The 20395-nt window shown below is 74.9% G+C and carries 13 protein-coding genes; 2 read left to right on the forward strand and 11 right to left on the reverse strand.

Annotated features, from left to right (window positions below; genetic code table 11):
• Positions 1-51 precede the first annotated feature (51 nt).
• Positions 52-4914: a glycohydrolase toxin TNT-related protein gene (locus L6E12_RS35520; RefSeq protein WP_236230313.1), complete on the forward strand. Its 4863-nt coding sequence runs from the start codon at positions 52-54 to the stop codon at positions 4912-4914.
• Positions 4915-4983: 69 nt separating this feature from the next.
• On the opposite strand, the gene L6E12_RS24700 is transcribed toward L6E12_RS35520, so the two are convergent.
• The 5 genes from L6E12_RS24700 to L6E12_RS24720 all read right to left on the reverse strand — a co-directional run bounded on the left by L6E12_RS24700 (position 4984) and on the right by L6E12_RS24720 (position 11840).
• Positions 4984-5568, reverse strand: coding sequence for a pentapeptide repeat-containing protein (locus L6E12_RS24700; protein ID WP_236230314.1), 585 nt, complete (start codon positions 5566-5568; stop codon positions 4984-4986).
• A 24-nt stretch (positions 5569-5592) separates the two neighbouring features.
• Positions 5593-6027, reverse strand: a complete 435-nt coding sequence (locus tag L6E12_RS24705; RefSeq protein ID WP_236230315.1) for a universal stress protein — start codon at positions 6025-6027, stop codon at positions 5593-5595.
• Positions 6028-6074: 47 nt separating this feature from the next.
• Entirely contained in the window at positions 6075-9446 is a 3372-nt protein-coding gene (locus tag L6E12_RS24710; protein WP_236230316.1) for an error-prone DNA polymerase, read from the reverse strand.
• A 145-nt stretch (positions 9447-9591) separates the two neighbouring features.
• Positions 9592-11130 (reverse strand): DNA polymerase Y family protein, encoded by a 1539-nt coding sequence (locus tag L6E12_RS24715; protein ID WP_236230357.1) that lies wholly within the window; start codon positions 11128-11130, stop codon positions 9592-9594.
• Between the two features lie 5 nt (positions 11131-11135).
• Positions 11136-11840: a hypothetical protein gene (locus L6E12_RS24720; protein WP_374201940.1), complete on the reverse strand. Its 705-nt coding sequence runs from the start codon at positions 11838-11840 to the stop codon at positions 11136-11138.
• A 935-nt stretch (positions 11841-12775) separates the two neighbouring features.
• Here L6E12_RS24720 and L6E12_RS24725 point away from each other — a divergent pair.
• Positions 12776-13525 (forward strand): thioesterase family protein, encoded by a 750-nt coding sequence (locus L6E12_RS24725; RefSeq protein WP_236230317.1) that lies wholly within the window; start codon positions 12776-12778, stop codon positions 13523-13525.
• Between the two features lie 50 nt (positions 13526-13575).
• Here the strand turns inward: L6E12_RS24725 and purH are convergent, their stop codons facing one another.
• From purH to sucC, 6 genes are all read right to left on the reverse strand, one after another.
• A complete protein-coding gene (gene purH, locus L6E12_RS24730) occupies positions 13576-15147 on the reverse strand; it encodes a bifunctional phosphoribosylaminoimidazolecarboxamide formyltransferase/IMP cyclohydrolase (RefSeq protein WP_236230318.1) in 1572 nt (523 codons plus the stop codon).
• Entirely contained in the window at positions 15144-15776 is a 633-nt protein-coding gene (gene purN / locus L6E12_RS24735) for a phosphoribosylglycinamide formyltransferase (RefSeq protein WP_236230319.1), read from the reverse strand. The genes purH and purN overlap by 4 nt, the downstream gene beginning before the upstream one ends.
• A gap of 70 nt (positions 15777-15846) precedes the next feature.
• Positions 15847-17247 carry a DUF6350 family protein gene (locus L6E12_RS24740; RefSeq protein ID WP_236230320.1) on the reverse strand — a complete coding sequence of 467 codons (1401 nt, stop codon included), beginning with the start codon at positions 17245-17247 and terminating at the stop codon, positions 15847-15849.
• A 120-nt stretch (positions 17248-17367) separates the two neighbouring features.
• A complete protein-coding gene (locus tag L6E12_RS24745) occupies positions 17368-18045 on the reverse strand; it encodes a DUF5336 domain-containing protein (RefSeq protein ID WP_236230321.1) in 678 nt (225 codons plus the stop codon).
• 240 nt (positions 18046-18285) lie between these two features.
• Positions 18286-19173, reverse strand: a complete 888-nt coding sequence (gene sucD, locus L6E12_RS24750) for a succinate--CoA ligase subunit alpha (protein WP_236230322.1) — start codon at positions 19171-19173, stop codon at positions 18286-18288.
• Positions 19174-19177: 4 nt separating this feature from the next.
• Positions 19178-20344: an ADP-forming succinate--CoA ligase subunit beta gene (gene sucC, locus L6E12_RS24755; RefSeq protein WP_236230323.1), complete on the reverse strand. Its 1167-nt coding sequence runs from the start codon at positions 20342-20344 to the stop codon at positions 19178-19180.
• Positions 20345-20395 lie beyond the last annotated feature (51 nt).

A 20395-nucleotide genomic window follows, 5' to 3' on the forward strand; every position in this document is an offset into this window, starting at 1 on the left:
GGCCAGATCCCACCGTATGCCGAGTGCGAACCGGCAGGAGAAGATGTCACCGTGGCACAACCGACGCAGCTGAACCCGACCGAACAGGACGCCCTGGTCAAGCAGATCGGGCTGGCGTTGCTGCGGGCGGCGCCCGAGAACTGGAAGTCCATCGGGGTCGAGTACCGCGCCCTGGGCCGGTACACCGAGACGGCCGCGCGGGTGACGTTCCAGGACGAGACCGTGGAGCCGTTCCAGGTCGCCCAGGAGACGGCCGCGCTCTTCGGCAGGCTGCGCGCCGGGATGTACCGCGAGGGTCGCGGCACCTGGTACAACGCCCGCTACCAGCTCGACCAGCCCTCGGCCTACAACCTCGAGTACGACCGCGACGAACCGCAGTGGCTCACCCCGCCGCCACCGCCCGCCTACGCCGACGACCTGCGCACCTTCCCCCGCGACGAGGAGAACGTGCCGGAGTGGCTGGTCCGGCGCATGGCCGCGCTCAAGCCGCCGTTCCGGGTCGCCCGCATCTTCGACGCCCCCGGCCCGGACGGGCGCCCCTCGGTGAACCGGCCGCCGGTCGACGAGGCCGACCACGAGGCCCTGCTGCGCTACCTCGACAGCGCGCCGCTGCCGCTGCCCGCCCGCGGCTTCGACACCGACCTGCTCGACGAGGAGGGCCGCCAGACCGTCCCGGTCGCCTTCCACACCGACGGCGCCTGGATCTGGCCCGCCGCGGTCAACTACTACTTCCGCAACCACGGCGTGCCGCCCGAGCCCGAGTTGGTCGAGCAGGCCAGGCGCGCGGAGTTCACCGTGCCCGAGGTGCCCGAGCAGGCGCTGGGCGCGGTCGCCGGTTTCCTGACCCGGGGCCCGGTCCGCCCGCCCCGGCCGCCGGTGCGACCCGGGGCAGGCGGTGCGCCGGGGCCGGTGAACGGGACCAAGGCGGAGACGCCGGTCGGCGAGGCACCGCCCGCCCGGCCCGTAGAGGACCCGCGGCCCGAGGGCGCGCGGTTCGACGCGCCCGGTGAGGCTGCCGAAGGTCCGCGGTCGGACGCTCCGGCCGAGGGCACGCGGTTCGACGCGTCCGGCGAGGCCGACCGGGACGAGGCACCGGCAGCGCAGTCCCGGTTCGACGACCCCGCCGAGGCCGACCGGTTCGACGCCGCGGGCGAAGCCGACCGGCACGAGGCGCCCGCGAGGCAGTCCCACTTCGACGAACCCGCGGAGAGCGCGCGGTTCGACGACCCCGCCGAGGCCGACCGGCACGAGACGTCGGCGGGGCGCTCCCGCTTCGACGCGCCCGACGAGGCCGACCGGCGCGAGGCGCCCGCGGGGCGCTCCCGGTTCGAGGAGCCCGCCGAGAGCGCGCGGTTCGACAGCGCGGACGAGGCGCCCGCGGGGCGGTCGCGGTCCGATGAGCCGGTGCCGTTCGGCGGATCGGCCAACCCCACCCCGTTCGACGCGTTCGCCAACACCTCCGTGGGCGCCGGGCCCGCGCCGTGGGACCGGGCGCCCGCGACCGAGGAGCCGCAGCCCTGGTCGGGCGGTGGGCTGCCGGGGTCGCAGGACGCCGCGGAGCGGGTCGAGTCGGACAGCCCGGGTGGGCTGCCGGGTGCGGCGGGCCGCTGGGAGGAGCCGGGGGGCGGGCTGTTCGAGCCGAGCCGCCCGTCCGAGGGCAGGCGCGCGCGGCGCGAGGAGGCCGCGGAGGAGACCGGCGGCAGGCACGGCGGCGAGCAGCCGGAGCGGTTCCAGCCGGTCGAGCAGTACGCGGACGCCCCCGGGGGGAACCACTCCCAGGCGGACGACCGGTCCGAGGAGTCCCGGTTCGACGCAGAGCAGGACGGGACCGGCGCGCGGGACGACCGTTTCGCCACCGAGGACGACCACGGCCGGGCGGAGTCCGCCGAGGCGTTCCGGCCGGGTGACCGGGCCACCCGATCGGGTGATTTTCAGTCCGAGACGGCGGCCGAGCCGATGCCCGAGCGCGCCACCGCGTTCCACCCCGGCGGTGACCGCGACCAGTCGAACGGCTTCCAGCCGGACGCCGACCGGTCCCGGGACGACCGCTTCCAGCCCGCTTTCCACACCGAGGGCCCGGGGGGCGAACGCCACCGGTCGGGTGACTCCCATCCCGATGGTGACCACGCGGCGTTCCACACCGACGAGCCGGGCGACGAGCGTGACCGACCGGCCGGGTTCCGGTCCGACGCCGACCAGCCCCGGGACGACCGCTTCCAGGCGGACGACCGGGACGGCGACCGCGGGTTCGAGCCCGGCGCCGAGTTCCAGCCGGGCCGCGGGCGGTCGGAGGAGTTCCACGCGGGAATCGAGCAGACCCCCGCCCAGGACGACCGCTCCCGCCACGCCGTGGCGTTCAGCACCGACGACGACCGGGACGACGACCGCTTCCAGGCGGGCGAGTTCCGCCCCGGCGCCGAGCAGCCCCCCACCCAGGACGACCACTTCCAGCCGGGCGACGAAGGGCACTTCTCGCCCCCCGGCGACGCGGCCCCATCGCAGGACAGCCGCTTCCAGCGCGGCGACGGGGACGGCCGGTTCCCGGCGGGCGCCCCCGGCGACACGGACCAGTCCTCGCCGCAGGACGACCGGTTCCAGCCCGCCTTCCAGCCCGACGACGAAGCCGGCCGATTCTCGGCGGGCGCCCCCGGCAACGCGGACCAGAGCTTGCCGCAGGACGACCGCTTCCAACCCGGCGACGACCGGAACGGCCACTTCTCGGCAGGCGCCCACGGCGACACGGACCAGTCCTCGCCGCAGGACGACCGGTTCCAGCCCGGCGACGAAGACGGCCGGTTCTCGGCAGGCGCTCACGGCAACGCAGACCGGGCCCCGCAGCAGGACGACCGGTTCCAGCCCGGTGATGACCGGAACGGCCACTTCTCGACGGGCGTCCCCGGCAACACGGGCCAGACCTCGCAGCAGGATGACCGGTTCCGGCCCGACGACGGCGGTGGCCGGTTCTCCGCAGGCACGACCGGCAACGCGGACCGGAGCCAGCCGCAGGACGACCGCTTCCAACCCGCTGCCTTCCGCACCGGCGAGGACGAGGGCGGCCGGTTCTCGGCGGGCGCCCCCGGCAACGCGGACCAGGCCCCGCCGCAGGACAACCGCTTCCAGCCCGCGGCCGCTTTCCAGCCCGGTGAGGACCAGCGGCCGGGCGGAGCCCGGGACGACCGGTTCCAGGCGGGCGACCCCGACCAGGCCGCGCGGGAAGACCGCTTCCAGCCCGCGTTCGCCGCGGAGGGGCGCTTCCAGCCGGAGAGCGACCAGAACCCGGGTCAGGACAACCGGTTCGAGCCCGCGTTCCAGTCCGGCGACAACGCGGACGGGCGTTTCCAGCACGGGGACGAGCAGGACCCGGCCCAGGACAACCGCTTCCAGCCCGCCGCGTTCCACGGCGACGGGCCCGAACACGGTGAGGCGCAGCGGTTCGAGCCGTCGTTCCAGTCCGGTGCGCCGGGCGGGTTCGCCGACGAGCGGATCCCCGCGCAGGGCGACCGGTTCCAGCACGCCGCCGCGTTCCAGGGTGGGCGGGACGGGTTCCAGCCCGAGCAGGCGCACGCGGGCGCGTTCCAGGCCGGGCGGTCCGCCTCCGGCTTCGAGTCGCAGCCGGAGGCGTTCCAGCCGGGAGGCGCCTCGGGCTTGCAGCAGCCGGAGCAGTTCCAGCCCGGCTTCGAGCCGCAGCCCGGGCAGTTCCAGCCCGATGGTGAGCCTGGTTTCGCACAGCAGCCCGCCCAGTTCCAGCCCGGGGGCGAATCCGGCTTCGTGCAGCCCACCCAGTTCCAGCCCGGGGACGAACCCGGCCTCGCGCACCAGCCGGGGCAGTTCCAGCCCGGGAGCGGGCCTGGCTTCACGCAGCAGCCGGAGCAGTTCCAGCCCGGGGGCGAGCCCGGTTTCGAGGCGCAGCAGGGGAACGGGGCGAACTTCGGCGGGCAGCCGTTCACCGAGGAGCCGGTGGAGTTGTTCACCCACCCGGACCAGCCGAGTCCGGCGGTGGCCGAGCCGAGCGGTCCGCCCGCGGCGGCGCTGCCGTCGTCGGGGAGCGCGGCGGAGGCCGTGGCGGTGCTGCGGTCGCGGTTGGAGGCGTTGGGCGTTCCGGCTGAGCGGTACCGGTTGGGTGCCCCGGAGTCGGCCGCGTGGACGATGGAGCAGACCACCGAGGGCTGGCGGGTCGGGTGGTTCGACAACCACAGCTTCGTGGCGCCCGCGGTCTTCGAGGACGTGGCCGACGCGTCGGCGTTCCTGCTGGGCAAGCTGCTGCTCGACACCGAGCAGCCCGACACCGAGCAGCCCGCCGAGCCGGAGCCGCCGCGGGAGGTCGGCGAGTCCACCATGCGCGCCTCCCTCACCGACCTGGTCGACGACGACGAGGACGACCGCGACGGGGCGTTCGCGCCGGAGCGGTCGGAGCCCCCGCAGCAGCGGCGCGCACCGGAGGCCGCCCCCTTCGCGGCCGAAGAGGAGTTCGTGCCGCACGACCCGCGGCCGGTTCCGCCGCGCAGGCCGGAGCCGGTGCCCGCGCAGGCCCAGACCGGCCCGAACCGCAGGCCGCAGGACTGGCCGATCCAGCCCCGCCAGGGTGAGCCGCCGCTGACGCTGTTCCGCGGCAAGCAGATGCTGGAACTGGCCCCGGGCACGGAGATCGACCGCTACGGCGAGCCCGGTGGCAACCTGACCTACGCCGCGGGCACGCCGTTCGAGCGGCGCTCGCTGGTGCCGGACTGGGTGGGCAGGCCGTACCGCGCTTACCGGGTCCTCAAGCCCACCGAGGCCCTGACCGGGGTGGCGATCCCGTGGTTCGACCAGCCCGGTGGCGGCACGGCGTACCTGCTGTCCCGCTCGGTCGCCGAGCTGATCGACAACGGTCACCTGGTCGAGGTCAACGACCGCGAGGCGCCCACCCGCCCCTGAGACCCACCCGCCGACGGGCGTCCCTCCCCACACCGGGGTGGGGCGCCCGTCGGCTTTCCCCGGCGCGGTTCAGCCGATGTCGAGGCCGTGGGCGACGGCGAAGGCGATGGCGGTGTCGAGGTCGACCCTGGCGCCGCGGAGGGTGGCCTGGACCAGGCCGTTGGCGTCGACGCGGGCGCCGCGCAGGTCGGCGCCGGTGAGCTTGGTTCCGGTGAGGCGGGCGCCGGTGAGGTCGGCCTCGCGCAGGTCGGTGTCGCGCAGGTCGGCGTCCATCAGGTTGGCCTCGCGGAAGCGCAGGCCGGTCAGGGTGCTCTTGCGCAGCGCGGCCCCGGTGAGGCTGACCAGGGTCAGGTCGGAGTCGCGCAGGGTGATGGGGAGGAACCGGCAGTCGACGAACGTGGAGCCGATCAGGGTGCAGCCGACGAACTCGGTGTCGGTGAGGGTGGCGCGGTCGAACTTGCAGGAGCGGAACGCGGTGCTGCGGTGCGCGGACTCGCCGAGGTCGGCGCGGGTGAAGTCGCAGTCGGTGAACGTGCAGCCCGCGGTGGTGAGGCCGCGCAGGTCGGCCTCGGTGAAGTCGCAGGCGGTGAAGTGCCGCTGCTCCCAGTGCTGGCCGTGCAGGTCGGTGTCGCTGTAGTCCTCGCCGGTTTCCACGGGGCCACCCTGCCACGCCCGGCCTCAGGGGACGACGACCACCGGGCGCTTGGCGTCGGCGATCAGCGTCTTCGGCACCGACCCGAGCTTGCCGCCCCCGGCCCGCGACCGGCCCACCACCACGCAGTCGGCCTCGAATTCGGCGGCGATGGCCTCCAGCCCGCGGGCCGGGTCGCCGCGGTGGTGCACCACGCTCCACTTGACACCCACCGGGTCGAGGTAGCGGGCGGCGTCCAGGCGCATCTCCACCATGATCGAGACGGTGGTCTCCCCCGCGGTCTCCGCGCCCACCCCGGCCCAGCTGCCGGGGGCCAGCAGCGGTTCGACGTAGACGAGGACCAACTGCGCCTTCTCCCGCCGGGCCATGCCCGCCGCCCAGGCGGAGGCGTTCTTCGCCGGGGTGCTCCCGTCGAGACCGACCACGATGACGGCCAGTCCGTCCTTCTCCTTGGCAGGCATGGGACCGAGGGTAGGGGCGGGCCGCGGCCGGGGGTGCTCAGTTTTGCTCAGCGGAAGTCCCGCGACCTGGCGGGGATGCGCAGCGGCAGGTGCTCCAGGCGGTCGGCGACGAGGGTGACCACGCCGTCGGTGTTCTGCAGGGTGCCGCGGACCAGCAGCGCCGAGCTGGTGCGGGCCACCCGGCGGTGGCGGGTCCACAGGCCGGGCGAGCAGACGACGTTGGCCATGCCGGACTCGTCCTCGACGTTGAGGAAGGTGACGCCGCCCGCGGTCTGCGGTCGCTGCCGGTGGGTGACCGCGCCGCCGATCAGCACCCGGGTCCCGGACTCCGTTGTGGACAGTCGGGCGATCGGGATGGCGCCCGCCCTGGTGAGGCGGTCGCGGATGAACTGGGTGGGGAAGCTGTCCGGGGACAGCCCGGTGGACCAGACGTCGGCCACGGCCACCTCGACCTCGTCCATGCCGGGCAGCGGCGGCGGCGCGACGCCGACCGCGGTGCCGGGCAGGTGCCCGGGGCGGTCCGCGGCGGCGGCGCCCGCGGCCCAGAGGGCTTCGCGGCGGCCCAGGCCGAAGCAGGCGAAGGCACCGGAGGTGGCCAGGGCCTCCAGCTGGGGCGTGCTCAGCCGGACGCGGCGGGCCAGGTCGACCAGGTCGCGGTACGGGCCGTCGGCGGTGCGGACCCGGACGATCTCCCCCGCCAGGTCGGGGCCGATGGACCGGACCGGGGCCAGGCCGGTGCGCAGCGCCTTGTCCCGGTCGCGGCGGTGGCGCGCGGTGGGGTGCGCTTTGGCGGCTTCGCCCGCAGCGGGCTCACCACTGGCGGCGGGTTCGAGGGTGGCGTGGACGGCGCTGGCGTTGATGTCCGGGCCGCGGACTTCGACGCCGTGCCTGCGGGCGTCGGCGACCAGGGATTGCGGGGAGTAGAAGCCCATGGGCTGGGCGCGCAGCAGGGCGGCGCAGAAGGCCGCCGGGTAGTAGAGCTTGAACCAGGCGCTGGTGAAGACGAGCAGGGCGAAGCTGAGCGCGTGGCTCTCCGGGAAACCGAAGTTGGCGAAGGCCAGCAGCTTCTCGTAGATGCGCCCGGCCAGTTCCGGGGGCAGGCCGTTGGCGGTGGCGCCGGTGTGGAAGCGCTCGCGCAGGCGCTCCATCCGGTGGGTGGAGCGCTTGGCACCCATGGCGCGGCGCAGTTCGTCCGCCTCGACCGGGGTGAAGCCCGCGACGTCGACGGCGACCTGCATCAGCTGTTCCTGGAAGAGGGGGACGCCCAGGGTCTTCGCCAGGGCCTTCTCCAGGAGGGGGTGGTCGACGGTGGGCGGTTCCTGGCCGTTCTTGCGGCGGATGTAGGGGTGCACCGAGCCGCCCTGGATGGGGCCGGGGCGGATCAGGGCGACCTCGACCACCAGGTCGTAGAACTCCCTCGGCTTGAGCCGGGGCAGGGTGGCCATCTGGGCCCGGCTCTCCACCTGGAACACCCCGACCGAGTCCGCCGCGCAGAGCATGTCGTAGACCGCCCGGTCGCCCAGGTCGAGGCCGCCGAGGTCGACCTGGAGGCCGTGGTGGTCGCGGACGAGGTCCACGGCGTGGTGCAGGGCGGAGAGCATCCCCAGGCCGAGGAGGTCGAACTTGACCAGGCCGACGGCTGCGCAGTCGTCCTTGTCCCACTGCAGGACCGTGCGGCCGGGCATCCGGGCGGGCTCGACCGGGCAGACCTCGCTGACCGGGCGGTCGCAGATGACCATGCCGCCGGAGTGGATGCCCAGGTGCCGGGGGAAGCCCTCCAACTGGCCCGCCAGTTCCAGCACCGCGGGCGGCACGTCGAGGTGGTTGTCGTGGGCGGTGTCGGACAGCGGGCCCCAGCGGTCGATCTGCTTGCTCCAGGCGTCCTGCTGACCCGGGGAGAAGCCGAGGGCCCCGGCCACGTCGCGCACGGCAGACTTCGCCCGGTAGGTGATCACGTTCGCCACCTGCGCGGCGTGCCTGCGGCCGTACTTGCGGTAGACGAACTGGATGACCTCCTCGCGCCGGTCGGACTCGATGTCGAGGTCGATGTCCGGCGGGCCGTCGCGGGCCGGGGCCAGGAAGCGCTCGAACAGCAGCTCCCAGCGCACCGCGTCGACCCTGGTGACACCGAGGGCGAAGCAGACCGCCGAGTTCGCCGCCGACCCCCGGCCCTGGCAGTGGATGTCGGCGCGGCGGCAGAACTCCACGATGTCCCACACGATGAGGAAGTAGCCGGGGAAGCCCAGTTCCTCGATGACCCGCAGCTCGTGCTGCACCTGGGCGTGGGCGCGTGGCGCCTCGGCTGCGGAGCCGTACTTCGCCGCGGCGCCGAGGTGGGTCAGCTCGCGCAGGTAGCTGGTCTCGGTGTGCCCCGGCGGCACGTCGAACGGCGGCAGCGCCGGGGCGACCAGCTCCAGGTCGAAGGACATCTGCACGCCCAGCACGGCGGCGCGCTGCACGGCACCGGGGTGGCGGGCGAAGCGGGCCAGCATCTCGGCCCCGGACCGCAGGTGCGCGGTCGGGGCGGGCGGCAGCCAGCCCGCCAGGTCGTCGAGGCCGCGGCGGGCGCGCACGGCGGCCACCACGGCGGCCAGGCGCCCGCGGGCGGGGTGGTCGAAGTGCACGGCGTTGGTGGCCACGGTGGGCAGCCGCAGCTCGGCGGCCATCCCCGCCAGCAGGTCGTTGCGGACCGAGTCCTCCGGCAGGCCGTGGTCGACCAGCTCGACGAACACCCGGTCCGCGCCGTAGCAGGCCGCGAGGGCGCGCAGTTCGGCGAACGCGGCGGCGGGTCCCCCGGCGGCCAGCGCCCGGCGGACCGCGCCCTTGCGGCAGCCGGTGAGCGCGACGCAGTGCTCGCGGGTCTGCTCGACGACGTCACGCAGGTCGTAGGCGGGTTTGCCCTTCTCCGCGCCGTCGAGGTGCGCGGTGGTGAGCACCCGGCACAGGTCGTGGTAGCCGTCCGGGCCGTCGGCGAGGAGCAGCAGGTGCTCGCCCCCCGGGTCGGGGGCACCGCTGCGCGGGGCGGTCAGGCCCAGGTTCAGCTCGGCGCCGAACACCGTGCGCACCCCCAGTTCCCTGGCCGCCTCGGCGAACCGGACCACCCCGTACACGCCGTCGTGGTCGGTGATCGCCACGGCGTCCAGGCCCAGCAGGGCCGCCGCCTCGACCAGTTCCTCGGGGGAACTGGCACCGTCGAGGAAGCTGAAGGTGGAGTGGCAGTGCAGTTCGGCGTAGGGGACCCGGGAGTCGCCGTCCGGCTGGTCGGTGGCGCTCAGCGCGCCCGCGCCCGCGGGGGCGGTGTAGCGGTCGCGCCTGCGCGACCAGGCCGGGCTGTCGCCGCCGTCGCCGACCCCCGGTGGGCGGCCGGAGAGGATTCGCTCCAACTCCGACCAGCGCACCGGCGGGTTGCTCCAGCCCACCGCTTACCGCTTCCCCGGCACTCGCGGCCGGCTCATCGCCACTCGGGGCCGTCCTCCGGGGAACAGCGCTGTTCCGGGATCAACGCGGCCAGGTCGACCAGGTCCCACCAGTCGAGCACGGTTGCGGGGTCGTCGTCGTGTGCCATCAGTCGTACATCCCTTCCACGGTCCACTTCCTGTCCTCGCGCACCAGCAGGAGCGCGGTCTGACCGTCCTCAGTGGATTCCACGAGCACCTGGAGCCGGGCCCGGCGGCGCGCGGTCGCCGGGTCCCACCAGGTCTCGTCGGCGGGCCACGGGCCCGCCCAGCCGAGCACCGGGCGCGCGGGCCCGCCCTCGACGGCGACCGACACCGGTTCGGCCGTCAGCGTGAACCGGCCGCTCACCCCGACCTGCTCGCCCGCCGGGCCGAGCACCGCGGCGGGCAGCGGCCGGTCCGGCACCACCGACGGCGACGGCGCGGGCAGCCGCCCCGGCCAGGGCGGTTCGGCCGGGGCGGCCGGGGTGCGCTCGTCGCCCCAGGGCACCAGCCGGACCCGGTCGGCCGGGCCGCGCCCGCCGCCGAGGACCGGGGTGAGCACCGCCTGCCGGCCGAGCAGGCCCTGCACGTGGGTCATGGCCCTGGCCGCGCGGGCGGCCCGTTCGTCCTGCCCGCCCTGCCACAGCTCCAGTTGCAGGGCGCGGCCGTCGACGGTGTCCTCCGGCACCAGGCGCAGCCGGGTGATCCCGACCGTGGGGCGGTCGGGGCCGAGCAGCCAGCCGTCGAGCTGCCAGCGGACCCGGTCGGCGATGCCCGCCGGGGTGAGCGGCTCGGCGCAGCGCCAGACCCGGCGCAGGTGTTCGCCGTGCGCGGTGGTGGCCTCGACGGCCAGCCGGGTGCAGGCCAGCCCGTGCCCGGCCAGGCGGGTGTGCAGCCGCTCGGCGAGGCCGCGGGCGGCGAAGGCGGCGGCCTGCACCCGGTCGACCGGGGCGTCGGGGGTGTGGGTGACGGCGAGGTCGTCCGGCGGGCGGCGGCGCGCGGGCGGGCGCTCCTGCGCGCCGCGGGCCAGCCGGTGCGCGAGCACGGCGTCGGCGCCGAAGCGGGAGGCGACGTCGCGCTCGGGCAGCGCGGCGAAGGCGCCGAGGGTGCGCAGGCCGAGCCTGCGCAGCAGGTCGACCAGCTCGGCGCGGCCGGGCAGGAACTCGTGGACCCCCAGCGGGGCGAGGAAGTCCGCGCTCCGTCCACTAGGGACGATCAGGCCGCGGTGCGCGGCGAGGGTGGCGGCGAACAGCCCGTCTGCCGCCCCCACCACGCACTCCGCGTCGGCCGCGGCGGCCACCTGGTCGATCAGCCGCTCGGCGACGTCGGCCTCGGAGTCGAAGTACGCGGCCGGGCCACGGGCGGGCACGGCCACCACCCCGGGGCGCACCACCTCGACCCCCACGGCCAGCCGCTCCACCGCCGCCGCCACCGGTTCGAACAGCCGGGCGTCGCGGTCCGGGTCGTCCGGGAGCACCACCAGGTCCGGGCAGCGCCCCTGCGCCTCCCGGCGGCGCACGCCCCGCCCCACGCCCGCACCCCGGGCGGCCGCGTTCGCCGCGACGACCCGGTTGGCCACCACCACGGCCGCGGGCGCGTCGACCGGCAGCCCGGCGACCCGGCCCGCGGCGACCACGGGCCAGTCCGGGCACCAGACGACGAACAGGCGGATCACCGGTCTCCCCCCGGTTCGGCGGTTGCGGACGTGTCGAACATATGTTCGATGATCGAATGCGTCAAGGCAGGTGGGATCGATTCACCTTGCAGTGTGATGAAGCGCTGGACCGGACGGGTTGCGGCGCCCCGACCCCCGGCGCGCACGAGCGTCGTCCGCCCGCGCAGGTGGCCGTGCCCCGAGCCCAGCCCCCACCACCGGTCCCCCTCGGACCGCAGTTCCACCTCGGCGCCGGGCCAGGCACCGAGGGACAGCAGGACGGCTTTCCGACCGCGGGCACGGGCGGAGAGCCTGCGCGCCAGCGCGTCGGCAACCCGCGGCGCGGCGACCGCCACCACGTCGAACCCGTCGAGCAGCGCGGCGACCACGGCACCCAGTTCCGCCCCCGGCGCGGGCACCAGCGCCAACCGCTCCACCTGCACGCCGAGTTCGGCGGCGGCGACCACCCCCAACCGCGGCAGGCCGACGACCGCGCCCCAGGACCCCGCCCCGGTGGCCTCGGCGAGCAGGGCGAGCAGCAGGGCGGTGGACCGGTGCACGACGACCGTGCCACCGCGCCGGAGACCGCCCCAGGGGAACAGGGCGGCGAGGTCGGCCCGGAGCGGCAGCGTCTCGGCGGTGGGCGCGGAGGCGGCGAGGGCGGCGGCCAACCGGTCGGCGTCCCGGTCGGCGGCACGGGACGCGAACTCAGGCGAGGACACGCCGACCACCGCCGCGCCCGACCGGAGGGCACCGGGGCACGACCGATCGGCCACACGCGACCGGGGGCGCCGACCGCCCCCGGACCGGGCTCCACGGCGAGGCACGCCGCACCAGGACGGGGCACGCCAGGGCGAGCGGCGAGGCGCAGCGTGCCTCACCCCATGGCGAGGCACGGCACACCGAGACACGACGCACGGCGAGGCACAGCACGCGAGGGCGCGGGGCACAGAGGCGCGGGATGCAGGGGCATGAGATGCAGAGGAGCACGGCGAGGCACAGGGCACGGAGATCCGGTACACGGGGGCGCGGGACGCAGGGGCACGGAGTTCGGCACACAGCGAGGCACAGCACGCGAAGGCGCGGGGCACGGAAGCACGGAGTGCAGGGCGCACAGGGGTGCGGGGCGCGGAACTCGGCGACGCGCAGCACATGAAGGCACAGAGCGCGGAGGCGCGCGGCGCAAAGGCGCGGAGTGCAGGGGCACGGAATGCGGTGCGGAGTGCGGCGCACGGCGAGGTACTCCGCGCGGGAGGACAGGGCGCGGAGGCGCGGGGTGCAAGGGCGCAGTGCGCGGCGGGGGAAACAGGTGCGGTGGTGGAGGCGGGGGTGTGGGTTGCTCCCGGCAGTCTCCCCCTGTCGGAAGCAACCCACGACCACACGCCACACCTCTCCCGTCGGCACGCGTACCGCTCAATACGCGCGACGCCGCGGGGAAGGCGGCGGTGGACCGCCGGGTCTCCACTCCCGACAGTCCATCGAACACAAGTTCGACTTGGGCATACAGTACCCAGCTCAGCGACCCTGTCAACCGGAGATCCCCAACCCGGTGAAGATCGCGGGCGGGCGGTCCCGGCGGGTCGGTCACGTCACGCTCCGGCGGGCGGTCGGGTGCGCTAGTTTGCCAGTCAGTTGCTTTGCACCACCGAGGAGCGCCATGTCCGAGACGATCGAGGCGGATGCCATCGCGCCGAGCTGGCGCTCGTGGACCGGGGCGCACGGCGGGCTGCTGGCCGGGCTGGTGCTCGACCACGCCGGGCGGCGGGTGCCGGGGCTGGCGGCCCGGTCGCTGCACGTGAGCTACCTCAGCTCGGTGCGCACCGACACCGTCCGGGTCGCGACGCGGTTGGTCAAGGCGGGCCGCAGTTCGTCCACCGCCACCGCCGAGCTGACCGCCGAGGACCGGGTGGCGGTCCTGGCCACCGCGACGTTCGGGCGCAGCACCACCGGCCCGGTGCTGCCAGGGCCGCCCCCGCCGAGCGCGCCGGGCCCGGACGACGTGCCGGGGTTCGACTTCCCCGGGCACCTGGTGCCGTTCGCCGAGCACCTGGAGGTCCGACCGGTGGGCGCGGTCCCGCTGGGCGGCGGTGAGGTGGCGGAACTGGTGGGGTGGGCCAGGATGTTCGACCCGCCCGCGCGCCCGGAGTCGGCGGCGGCGCTGCTGCTCGACGCGCTGGCGCCCGGGCTGTACGCGGTGCGGACCTCCGCGGTGCCGGTGCCGACGGTGGACCTGGCGGTGCACTTCGCCGAGGGCGCCCCGGGGTTCGACGCGCGGGAGTGGTCGCTGCTGCGGATCCGGACCGAGCACGCGGCGGGCGGCTGGTGCGTGGACGCCAGCGAGGTGTGGTCGCGGGGCGGGGAGCTGATCGCCACCGGCAGGCAGGCGCGCCGGGTGGTCGAGGACTGACGGCGAACAGCGCCCGGCCCCCGTCGGGGACCGGGCGCTGTCGGCGTTGCCTAGTGGGCGAAGTGGCGGGTGCCGGTCAGGTAGACGGTGACGCCCGCGGCCTCGGCGGCGGCGATGACCTCGCCGTCGCGGACCGACCCCCCCGGTTGGACGATGGCCTTGACCCCGGCCTGCACCAGGGTTTCCAGGCCGTCCGGGAACGGGAAGTAGGCGTCGGAGGCGGCCACCGAGCCGGGGACGCGGTCGCCCGCCCTGGTCACCGCGAGCTTGGCCGCGTCGACCCGGTTGACCTGGCCCATGCCGCAGCCGACCGTGGCGCCGCCCTTGGCGATGACGATGGCGTTCGACTTGACCGCCCGGCAGGAGCGCCAGGCGAAGGCCAGGTCGGCCAGGGTGGCCTCGTCGGCGGGGGCGCCGGTGGCCAGTGTCCACTTGGCGGGGTCGTCGCCCTCGGCGTCGATCGCGTCGGCCTGCTGCACCAGGAGGCCGCCGGAGATCGGGCGCAGCTCGACGCCGCCGCGCTGCGGGGGCTCGGCGAGGAGGATGCGGATGTTCTTCTTGCGGGTCAGCACCTCGACCGCGCCGTCGGCGTAGGCCGGGGCCACGATGACCTCGGTGAAGATCTCCGCGACCTGCTCGGCCATGGCCACGCTGACCTCGCGGTTGACCGCGATGACCCCGCCGAAGGCGCTCAGCGGGTCGCAGGCGTGCGCGTTGCGGTGCGCCTCTGCGATGTCCACGTCGGACACCGCGATGCCGCACGGGTTGGCGTGCTTGATGATCGCCACGCAGGCCGAGGCGTGGTCGTGCGCCGAGCGCCAGGCCGCGTCGGCGTCGACGTAGTTGTTGTAGGACATCTCCTTGCCGTGCAGTTGCTCGGCGGTGGCCAGGCCGGTGGCGCCGTCGCCGCGGGCGTACAGGGCGGCCTTCTGGTGCGGGTTCTCGCCGTAGCGCAGGACCGCGCGGCGGTCCCAGGTGGCGCCGGTCCAGCCGGGGAAGCCGGAGCCCTCGTCGTCGGGGGCCAGCTCGCCGCCGATCCAGGTGGCGACCGCCACGTCGTAGGAGGCGGTGTGCCGGTAGGCGGCGGCGGCCAGGCGCTGCCGGTCGGGCAGGGTGAAGCCGCCCGCGGCGACCTCGGCGAGCACCCAGTCGTAGCGGGCCGGGTCGACCACCACGGCCACCGAGGCGTGGTTCTTCGCCGCGGCGCGGACCATCGCCGGTCCGCCGATGTCGATCTGCTCGACGCACTCGTCCGGCGACGCGCCGGAGGCGACCGTCTTCACGAACGGGTAGAGGTTGACCACCAGCAGGTCGAACGGCGCGATGTCCAGTTCGCCGAGCTGCGCCACGTGCTCCGGGTTGCGCGTGTCGGCCAGCAGCCCCGCGTGCACCCCCGGGTGCAGGGTCTTGACCCGCCCGTCGAGCGATTCGGGGAAGCCGGTGACCTGCTCGACCGGGGTGACCGGCACGCCCGCGTCGGCGATCGCCCTCGCGGTGCCGCCGGTGGACACGATCTCCACCCCGGCCGCGTGCAGGCCCGACGCCAGCTCGAGCAGGCCCGCCTTGTCCGACACGCCGACCAGGGCTCGGCGAACCGGCCTGCGCTGCGCGGTATCCGTCACGGGATGCTCACCTTTCGTCCGTCCACGGTGTAGCCCTGCCGGGCCATGCCTGCGACCACCTCGACCAGCAGTCGCCGCTCCACCGCCTTGATCCGTTCGTGCAGCCCCGCCTCGTCGTCGCCCGCGTGCACCGGCACCGGCTCCTGGGCGATGATCGGGCCGGTGTCGACGCCGCCGTCGACCAGGTGCACCGTGCTGCCGGTGTAGCGGACGCCGTGCGCGAGCGCGTCGGCGACGGCGTGCGCGCCGGGGAACGACGGCAGCAGGGCGGGGTGGGTGTTGATGACCCGGCCGCCGAAGCGGTCCAGGAACGCCGGTCCGAGGATCTTCATGAACCCCGCGGACACCACCAGGTCGGGCTCGTGCGCGGCGACGGCCGCGGTGAGCGCCTCGTCCCAGGCGGCCCGGTCGGGGTGGTCGGCCACGCGCACGGCGAAGGCGGGGACGCCCGCCCGCTCGGCGCGGGCGATGCCCTCGATGTTCGCCCGGTCGGCGCCGACGGCCACGATCCGCGCCGGGAAGTGCGGTTGCCCGGCCTCGTCGAGCAGGGCCTGCAGCAGGGTGCCCGCGCCGGACACCAGGACGACGATCCTGGCCGGGGCGGCGGGCTGGTACTGGGCGCTCAGCACGGACTCCTGGGGCAGCGGCGGGAACCGGTTGGGGGTGGCCCCAGCGTAAGCGGTGCGGACTTGACCTTGGTCAGCGGCCCGAGTCGCGGTCGGCGGGCCGGTCCCCGCTGTCCTCGGCACCGCTCGCGCCGGTGTCCGGGGTCGCGTCGTCGGCCTCGGTCCCGGTGTCGGGGGCGGTGTTGTCGGTCACGCGGTCGTCGTTCTCCGCGCTGCTGTCCTCTTCGGTCTCATCGTCCGCACCGCCTGCGCCACCGGGCTCATCGGAGTCGGTGGGGTGGGGCTCCTCGTCCCGGACAGGGACGGGGCGCGGGCCCGCGGTCCACGCCACGACCGCCCCGGGGACCCCGATCCACAGCACCAGCGCCAGGGACAGCCAGGCGGCGCGCAGGTCGAGCGGGTGGAACGGGCCGCTGCCGAGGGCACCGCCCGCGCTGCCCGCGAACACGGCGAACGCCATGGCCACCACCACCGCGGCCACCGCGACCGCGCGCAGCCTGCCGGTCGGGGTGGGGGCGGCGGTGCGCAGCGCCCAGCCGACCAGGCAGCCGACCGCGGCGGGCAGCACGCACAGCGCGGGCCACCAGGGCGCGTGCTGCTCCGGCAGCGCGGCGAGCAGCGGCAGCGCGGGGACCGCCCCGCCGGTGGCGCCGACCACGCCGACGCCGACCTGGCCGAGCGCGAAGCCCGGTCCGGCGATGAACCCGGTGGCGGCGACGGCGGCGTTGGGCAGGTAACCGGCTGACAGCAACAGCATCCCCGTCGCGCTGCCCACCCCGTCGGCGGCGAACAGGTCGCGGGCGGTGCCGAAGGAGGCGAGCAGCGCGGCCACGACGACCGCGGTGCCCACGGCGAACAGGACACCCACCCCGAGCAGCCCGGCCTTCAGCCCGCGCAGGGCGAACGGGTCGACGCGTTCGCGGATCGTCCGCAGCAGACCGGATCGGGGCAGCACGCCGACCGCGGCGGCGGTCCCGGACAGCAGCGCCGGGTAGTACAGGCCCGCGAGCGGGTCGACGGTGGCGGGACCACCGGCGGAGAGCAGCGCCAGCGCGAGGCCGAGCACGGCGTGCGCGCCCGCGATCGTGCCGACGACCCGCACCGCCACCCGGGGGGTGCCGACGCCGAGGCGGGTGACGGCTCGCGCGGCGGTGCGCCACGCCAGCAGCGCCACGCCGATCGTGGGCAGCAGCGGCAGGGCGCCGAGTTCGCTGCCCTGGATGGACACCGGGACCTGGTGCGCGGCCAGCCACCCGGGGACGGCGGCGGCGAGCACACCGGCGGTGCTGAACTGCGCCCCGGCCGCCGTCGCGGTGGTGACCGCCAGGAGCGCGGCCACCGCGGTGTAGCCGAGGAGCAGCGGACCGATCGCGGCCACGGCGAGCACCCTGACCGGCGCCGGAGCGGGGGCGGGCGCGGGCCTGCCCTGCTCGGTCCGCCTGTCGGAACGGGGGCCGGGGTGCAGCAACGCCATGCGCCCCACTGTCGCACCCGGGTCGGGGGCGGCGGGTCAGGCGCGCCGGGCCGGGGGGTGCGCTTGCGGGTGAACGGAAAAGCGGGCACCGGGAATCCCGGTGCCCGCTCCTGGGTCGTCTCAGCCCTGGGTGGGGTGACCACCCGGCGGGGTGCCGGGCGGCGGCTGCTGCGGCTGCCCGAACTGGCCCTGCTGCGGGGCGAACGTGGTCTGCTGCCCGGTGGCGGGCTGCCCGTACGGGCTCTGGAACTGACCCGACGGCGGGTTGAAGCCCCCGGGCTGCTGCTGCGGCGGGAACTGGCCCTGCTGCGGGTGGAACGGCACCTGCTGCCGCGGCTGCGGCGGCTTGAGGACGCCCAGCTCGAACAGGTACGCCACCACGACCACGATCATCTCCAGCAGGCCGAAGATGAGGATCAGGATGCCGCCCGCGCCGAGGCTGCCGCCGACGAAGACGCTGAACAGGAAGGCGAAGGTGACCGGCACGACAACGGCCGACGGGAGCAGGCCCGCCTTCTTGTCGCCGGGCAGGATGGCGGCGAGCCCGAGCAGGCCGCCGGTGAGCAGCAGGGCGGGCACCCAGCCGACGTAGCCCTCGAAGAACGACGGGCCCAGGTCGACGGCCGGGGCGAAGCCGAGGAACAGGTTCAGCAGGCCGAGCCCCGCGCCCACCAGGCTGAGGATCTGCGCCAAGGTGAGCTTGACGCCCGACGACGACGGCGGGGGGCCGTAGTTCGGGGCGGGCTGCTGCTGGCCCGGTCCCGGGTAACCACCCGGTGCTCCGCCTGGGTAACTCATCGCGTGCTCTCCTCGACTCGCTCGACGCGACAGGGACATTCCGGGTGCTCTGCCCACCGCCGACACCGTGGTCGCCGCTGGGTCCGCCCGGCGGTCGGACGATCTCGGGGGCACCCCGGTTCCACCGACCGCGAAACGGATACGAGCCCGGACGGTACACCAGTCGGGGGTGCGGTGATCGCGGACGCGGGAGGGCCGGGCGCGCTCGGCGCCCGGCCCTCCCGGTGGTGGTCCCGCGTACTACTTGGCGGCGAACAGCTCCCGCGCCAGCGCGGCGGTCTCCGACGGCGTCTTGCCGACCTTGACGCCCGCGGCCTCGAGGGCCTCCTTCTTCGCCTGCGCGGTGCCCGCGGAGCCGGAGACGATGGCGCCCGCGTGGCCCATGGTCTTGCCCTCGGGGGCGGTGAAGCCCGCCACGTAGCCGACGACCGGCTTGGTGACGTTCTCCTTGATGTAGGCCGCGGCCCGCTCCTCGGCGTCGCCGCCGATCTCGCCGATCATCACGATCAGCTCGGTCTCCGGGTCGGCCTCGAACGCGGCGAGCGCGTCGATGTGCGTGGTCCCGATGATCGGGTCGCCGCCGATGCCCACGGCCGAGGAGAAGCCGATGTCGTTGAGCTCGTACATCATCTGGTAGGTCAGGGTGCCCGACTTCGACACCAGACCGATCTTGCCGGGGCCGGTGATGTCGGCCGGGATGATGCCCGCGTTCGACTGCCCGGGGCTGATCAGGCCGGGGCAGTTCGGGCCGATGATCCGGGTCTTGTTGCCGGTGGCCACCGCGTGCGCCCAGAAGTACGCCGAGTCGTGCACCGGGATGCCCTCGGTGATGACGACGGCGAGGCCGATGCCCGCGTCGATCGCCTCGAGGACGGCGTCCTTGGCGAACTTCGGCGGCACGAAGATCACCGTGACGTCGGCGCCGGTGGCCTCCATCGCCTCGGCGACGGACGCGAAGACCGGCAGGCTCGCGCCCTCGATCTCGACCTTGGTGCCCGCCTTGCGCGGGTTCACCCCGCCGACGATGTTGGTGCCGGACTTGAGCATCCGGCCGGTGTGCTTGGTGCCCTCGGAGCCGGTCATGCCCTGCACGATGACCTTGGACTCACTGGTCAGGAAGATTGCCATGTCGTCACGCCCCAGCCGCGAGCTCGGCGGCCTTGTCGGCCGCGTTGTCCATCGTGTCCACGACGGTCACCAGCGGGTGGTTGGCCTCGGCCAGGATCCGCCTGCCCTCGTCGACGTTGTTGCCGTCCAGGCGCACGACCAGCGGCTTGGTGGCCTTGTCGCCCAGGATGCCCAGGGCGGAGACGATGCCGTTGGCGACCGCGTCGCAGGAGGTGATGCCGCCGAAGACGTTGACGAAGACCGACTTCACGTCGGTGTCGCCCAGGATGATGCTCAGGCCGTTGGCCATGACCTCGGCCGAGGCGCCGCCGCCGATGTCGAGGAAGTTCGCGGGCTTGACGCCCTTGTGCTTCTCGCCCGCGTAGGCCACCACGTCCAGGGTGGACATGACCAGACCGGCGCCGTTGCCGATGATGCCGACCTCGCCGTCGAGCTTGACGTAGTTGAGGTCCTTGGCCTTGGCCGCGGCCTCCAGCGGGTCCTCCGCGTCCTGGTCGACCAGGTCCGCGTGGGCGGGGTGCCGGAAACCGGCGTTCTCGTCCAGGGTGACCTTGCCGTCCAGGGCGATGATCTTGTCCTGGGGGTCGCGCACCAGCGGGTTGACCTCGACCAGCGTGGCGTCCTCGCCGACGAAGGCTTCCCAGAGCTTGACGACGACCTCGGCGGCCTGGTCGGCGATGGCCTCGGGGAACTTGCCCGCGGTCACGATCTCCTTGGCCTTGGCCAGGTCGACGCCCTTGATCGCGTCCACCGGCACCTTGGCCAGGGCCTCGGGGCGCTCGACCGCGAGCTGCTCGATCTCCATGCCGCCCTCGGCCGAGGCCATGGCGAGGAAGGTCCGGTTGGTCCGGTCGAGCAGGAAGGAGAAGTAGTACTCCTGCGCGATGTCGGACGCCACGGTCACCAGCACCTTGCGGGTGATGTGGCCCTTGATGTCCAGGCCGAGGATCGCCTCGGCCTTGGTCTGCGCGTCGGCGGGGTCGTCGGCGAGCTTGACACCGCCCGCCTTGCCCCGACCGCCGGTCTTGACCTGCGACTTGATCACAACGGTCTGCCCGAGCTTCTCCGCGATCGCGCGGGCTTCCTCGGGCGTGCTCGCCACGTCGCCCGGAAGGACCGGGACCCCGTGGGCGGCGAAGAGATCCTTCGCCTGGTACTCGTACAGGTCCACTCGACAGTCTCCTGACTCCGGTGTCGACGTGCTGCTGTCGGACGTCACGGA

Source organism: Actinokineospora sp. PR83, from assembly GCF_021056305.1.
In the GTDB taxonomy this organism is placed as follows: domain Bacteria; phylum Actinomycetota; class Actinomycetes; order Mycobacteriales; family Pseudonocardiaceae; genus Actinokineospora; species Actinokineospora spheciospongiae.

Excerpts from the sequence above, each read along its gene's own strand:
- L6E12_RS24705 (WP_236230315.1), bottom strand. The coding sequence starts at position 6,027 with ATGCCTGCCAAGGAGAAGGACGGACTGGCCGTCATCGTGGTCGGTCTC.
- L6E12_RS24725 (WP_236230317.1), top strand. The coding sequence starts at position 12,776 with ATGTCCGAGACGATCGAGGCGGATGCCATCGCGCCGAGCTGGCGCTCG.
- L6E12_RS24740 (WP_236230320.1), bottom strand. The coding sequence starts at position 17,247 with ATGGCGTTGCTGCACCCCGGCCCCCGTTCCGACAGGCGGACCGAGCAG.
- L6E12_RS24745 (WP_236230321.1), bottom strand. The coding sequence starts at position 18,045 with ATGAGTTACCCAGGCGGAGCACCGGGTGGTTACCCGGGACCGGGCCAG.
- sucD (WP_236230322.1), bottom strand. The coding sequence starts at position 19,173 with ATGGCAATCTTCCTGACCAGTGAGTCCAAGGTCATCGTGCAGGGCATG.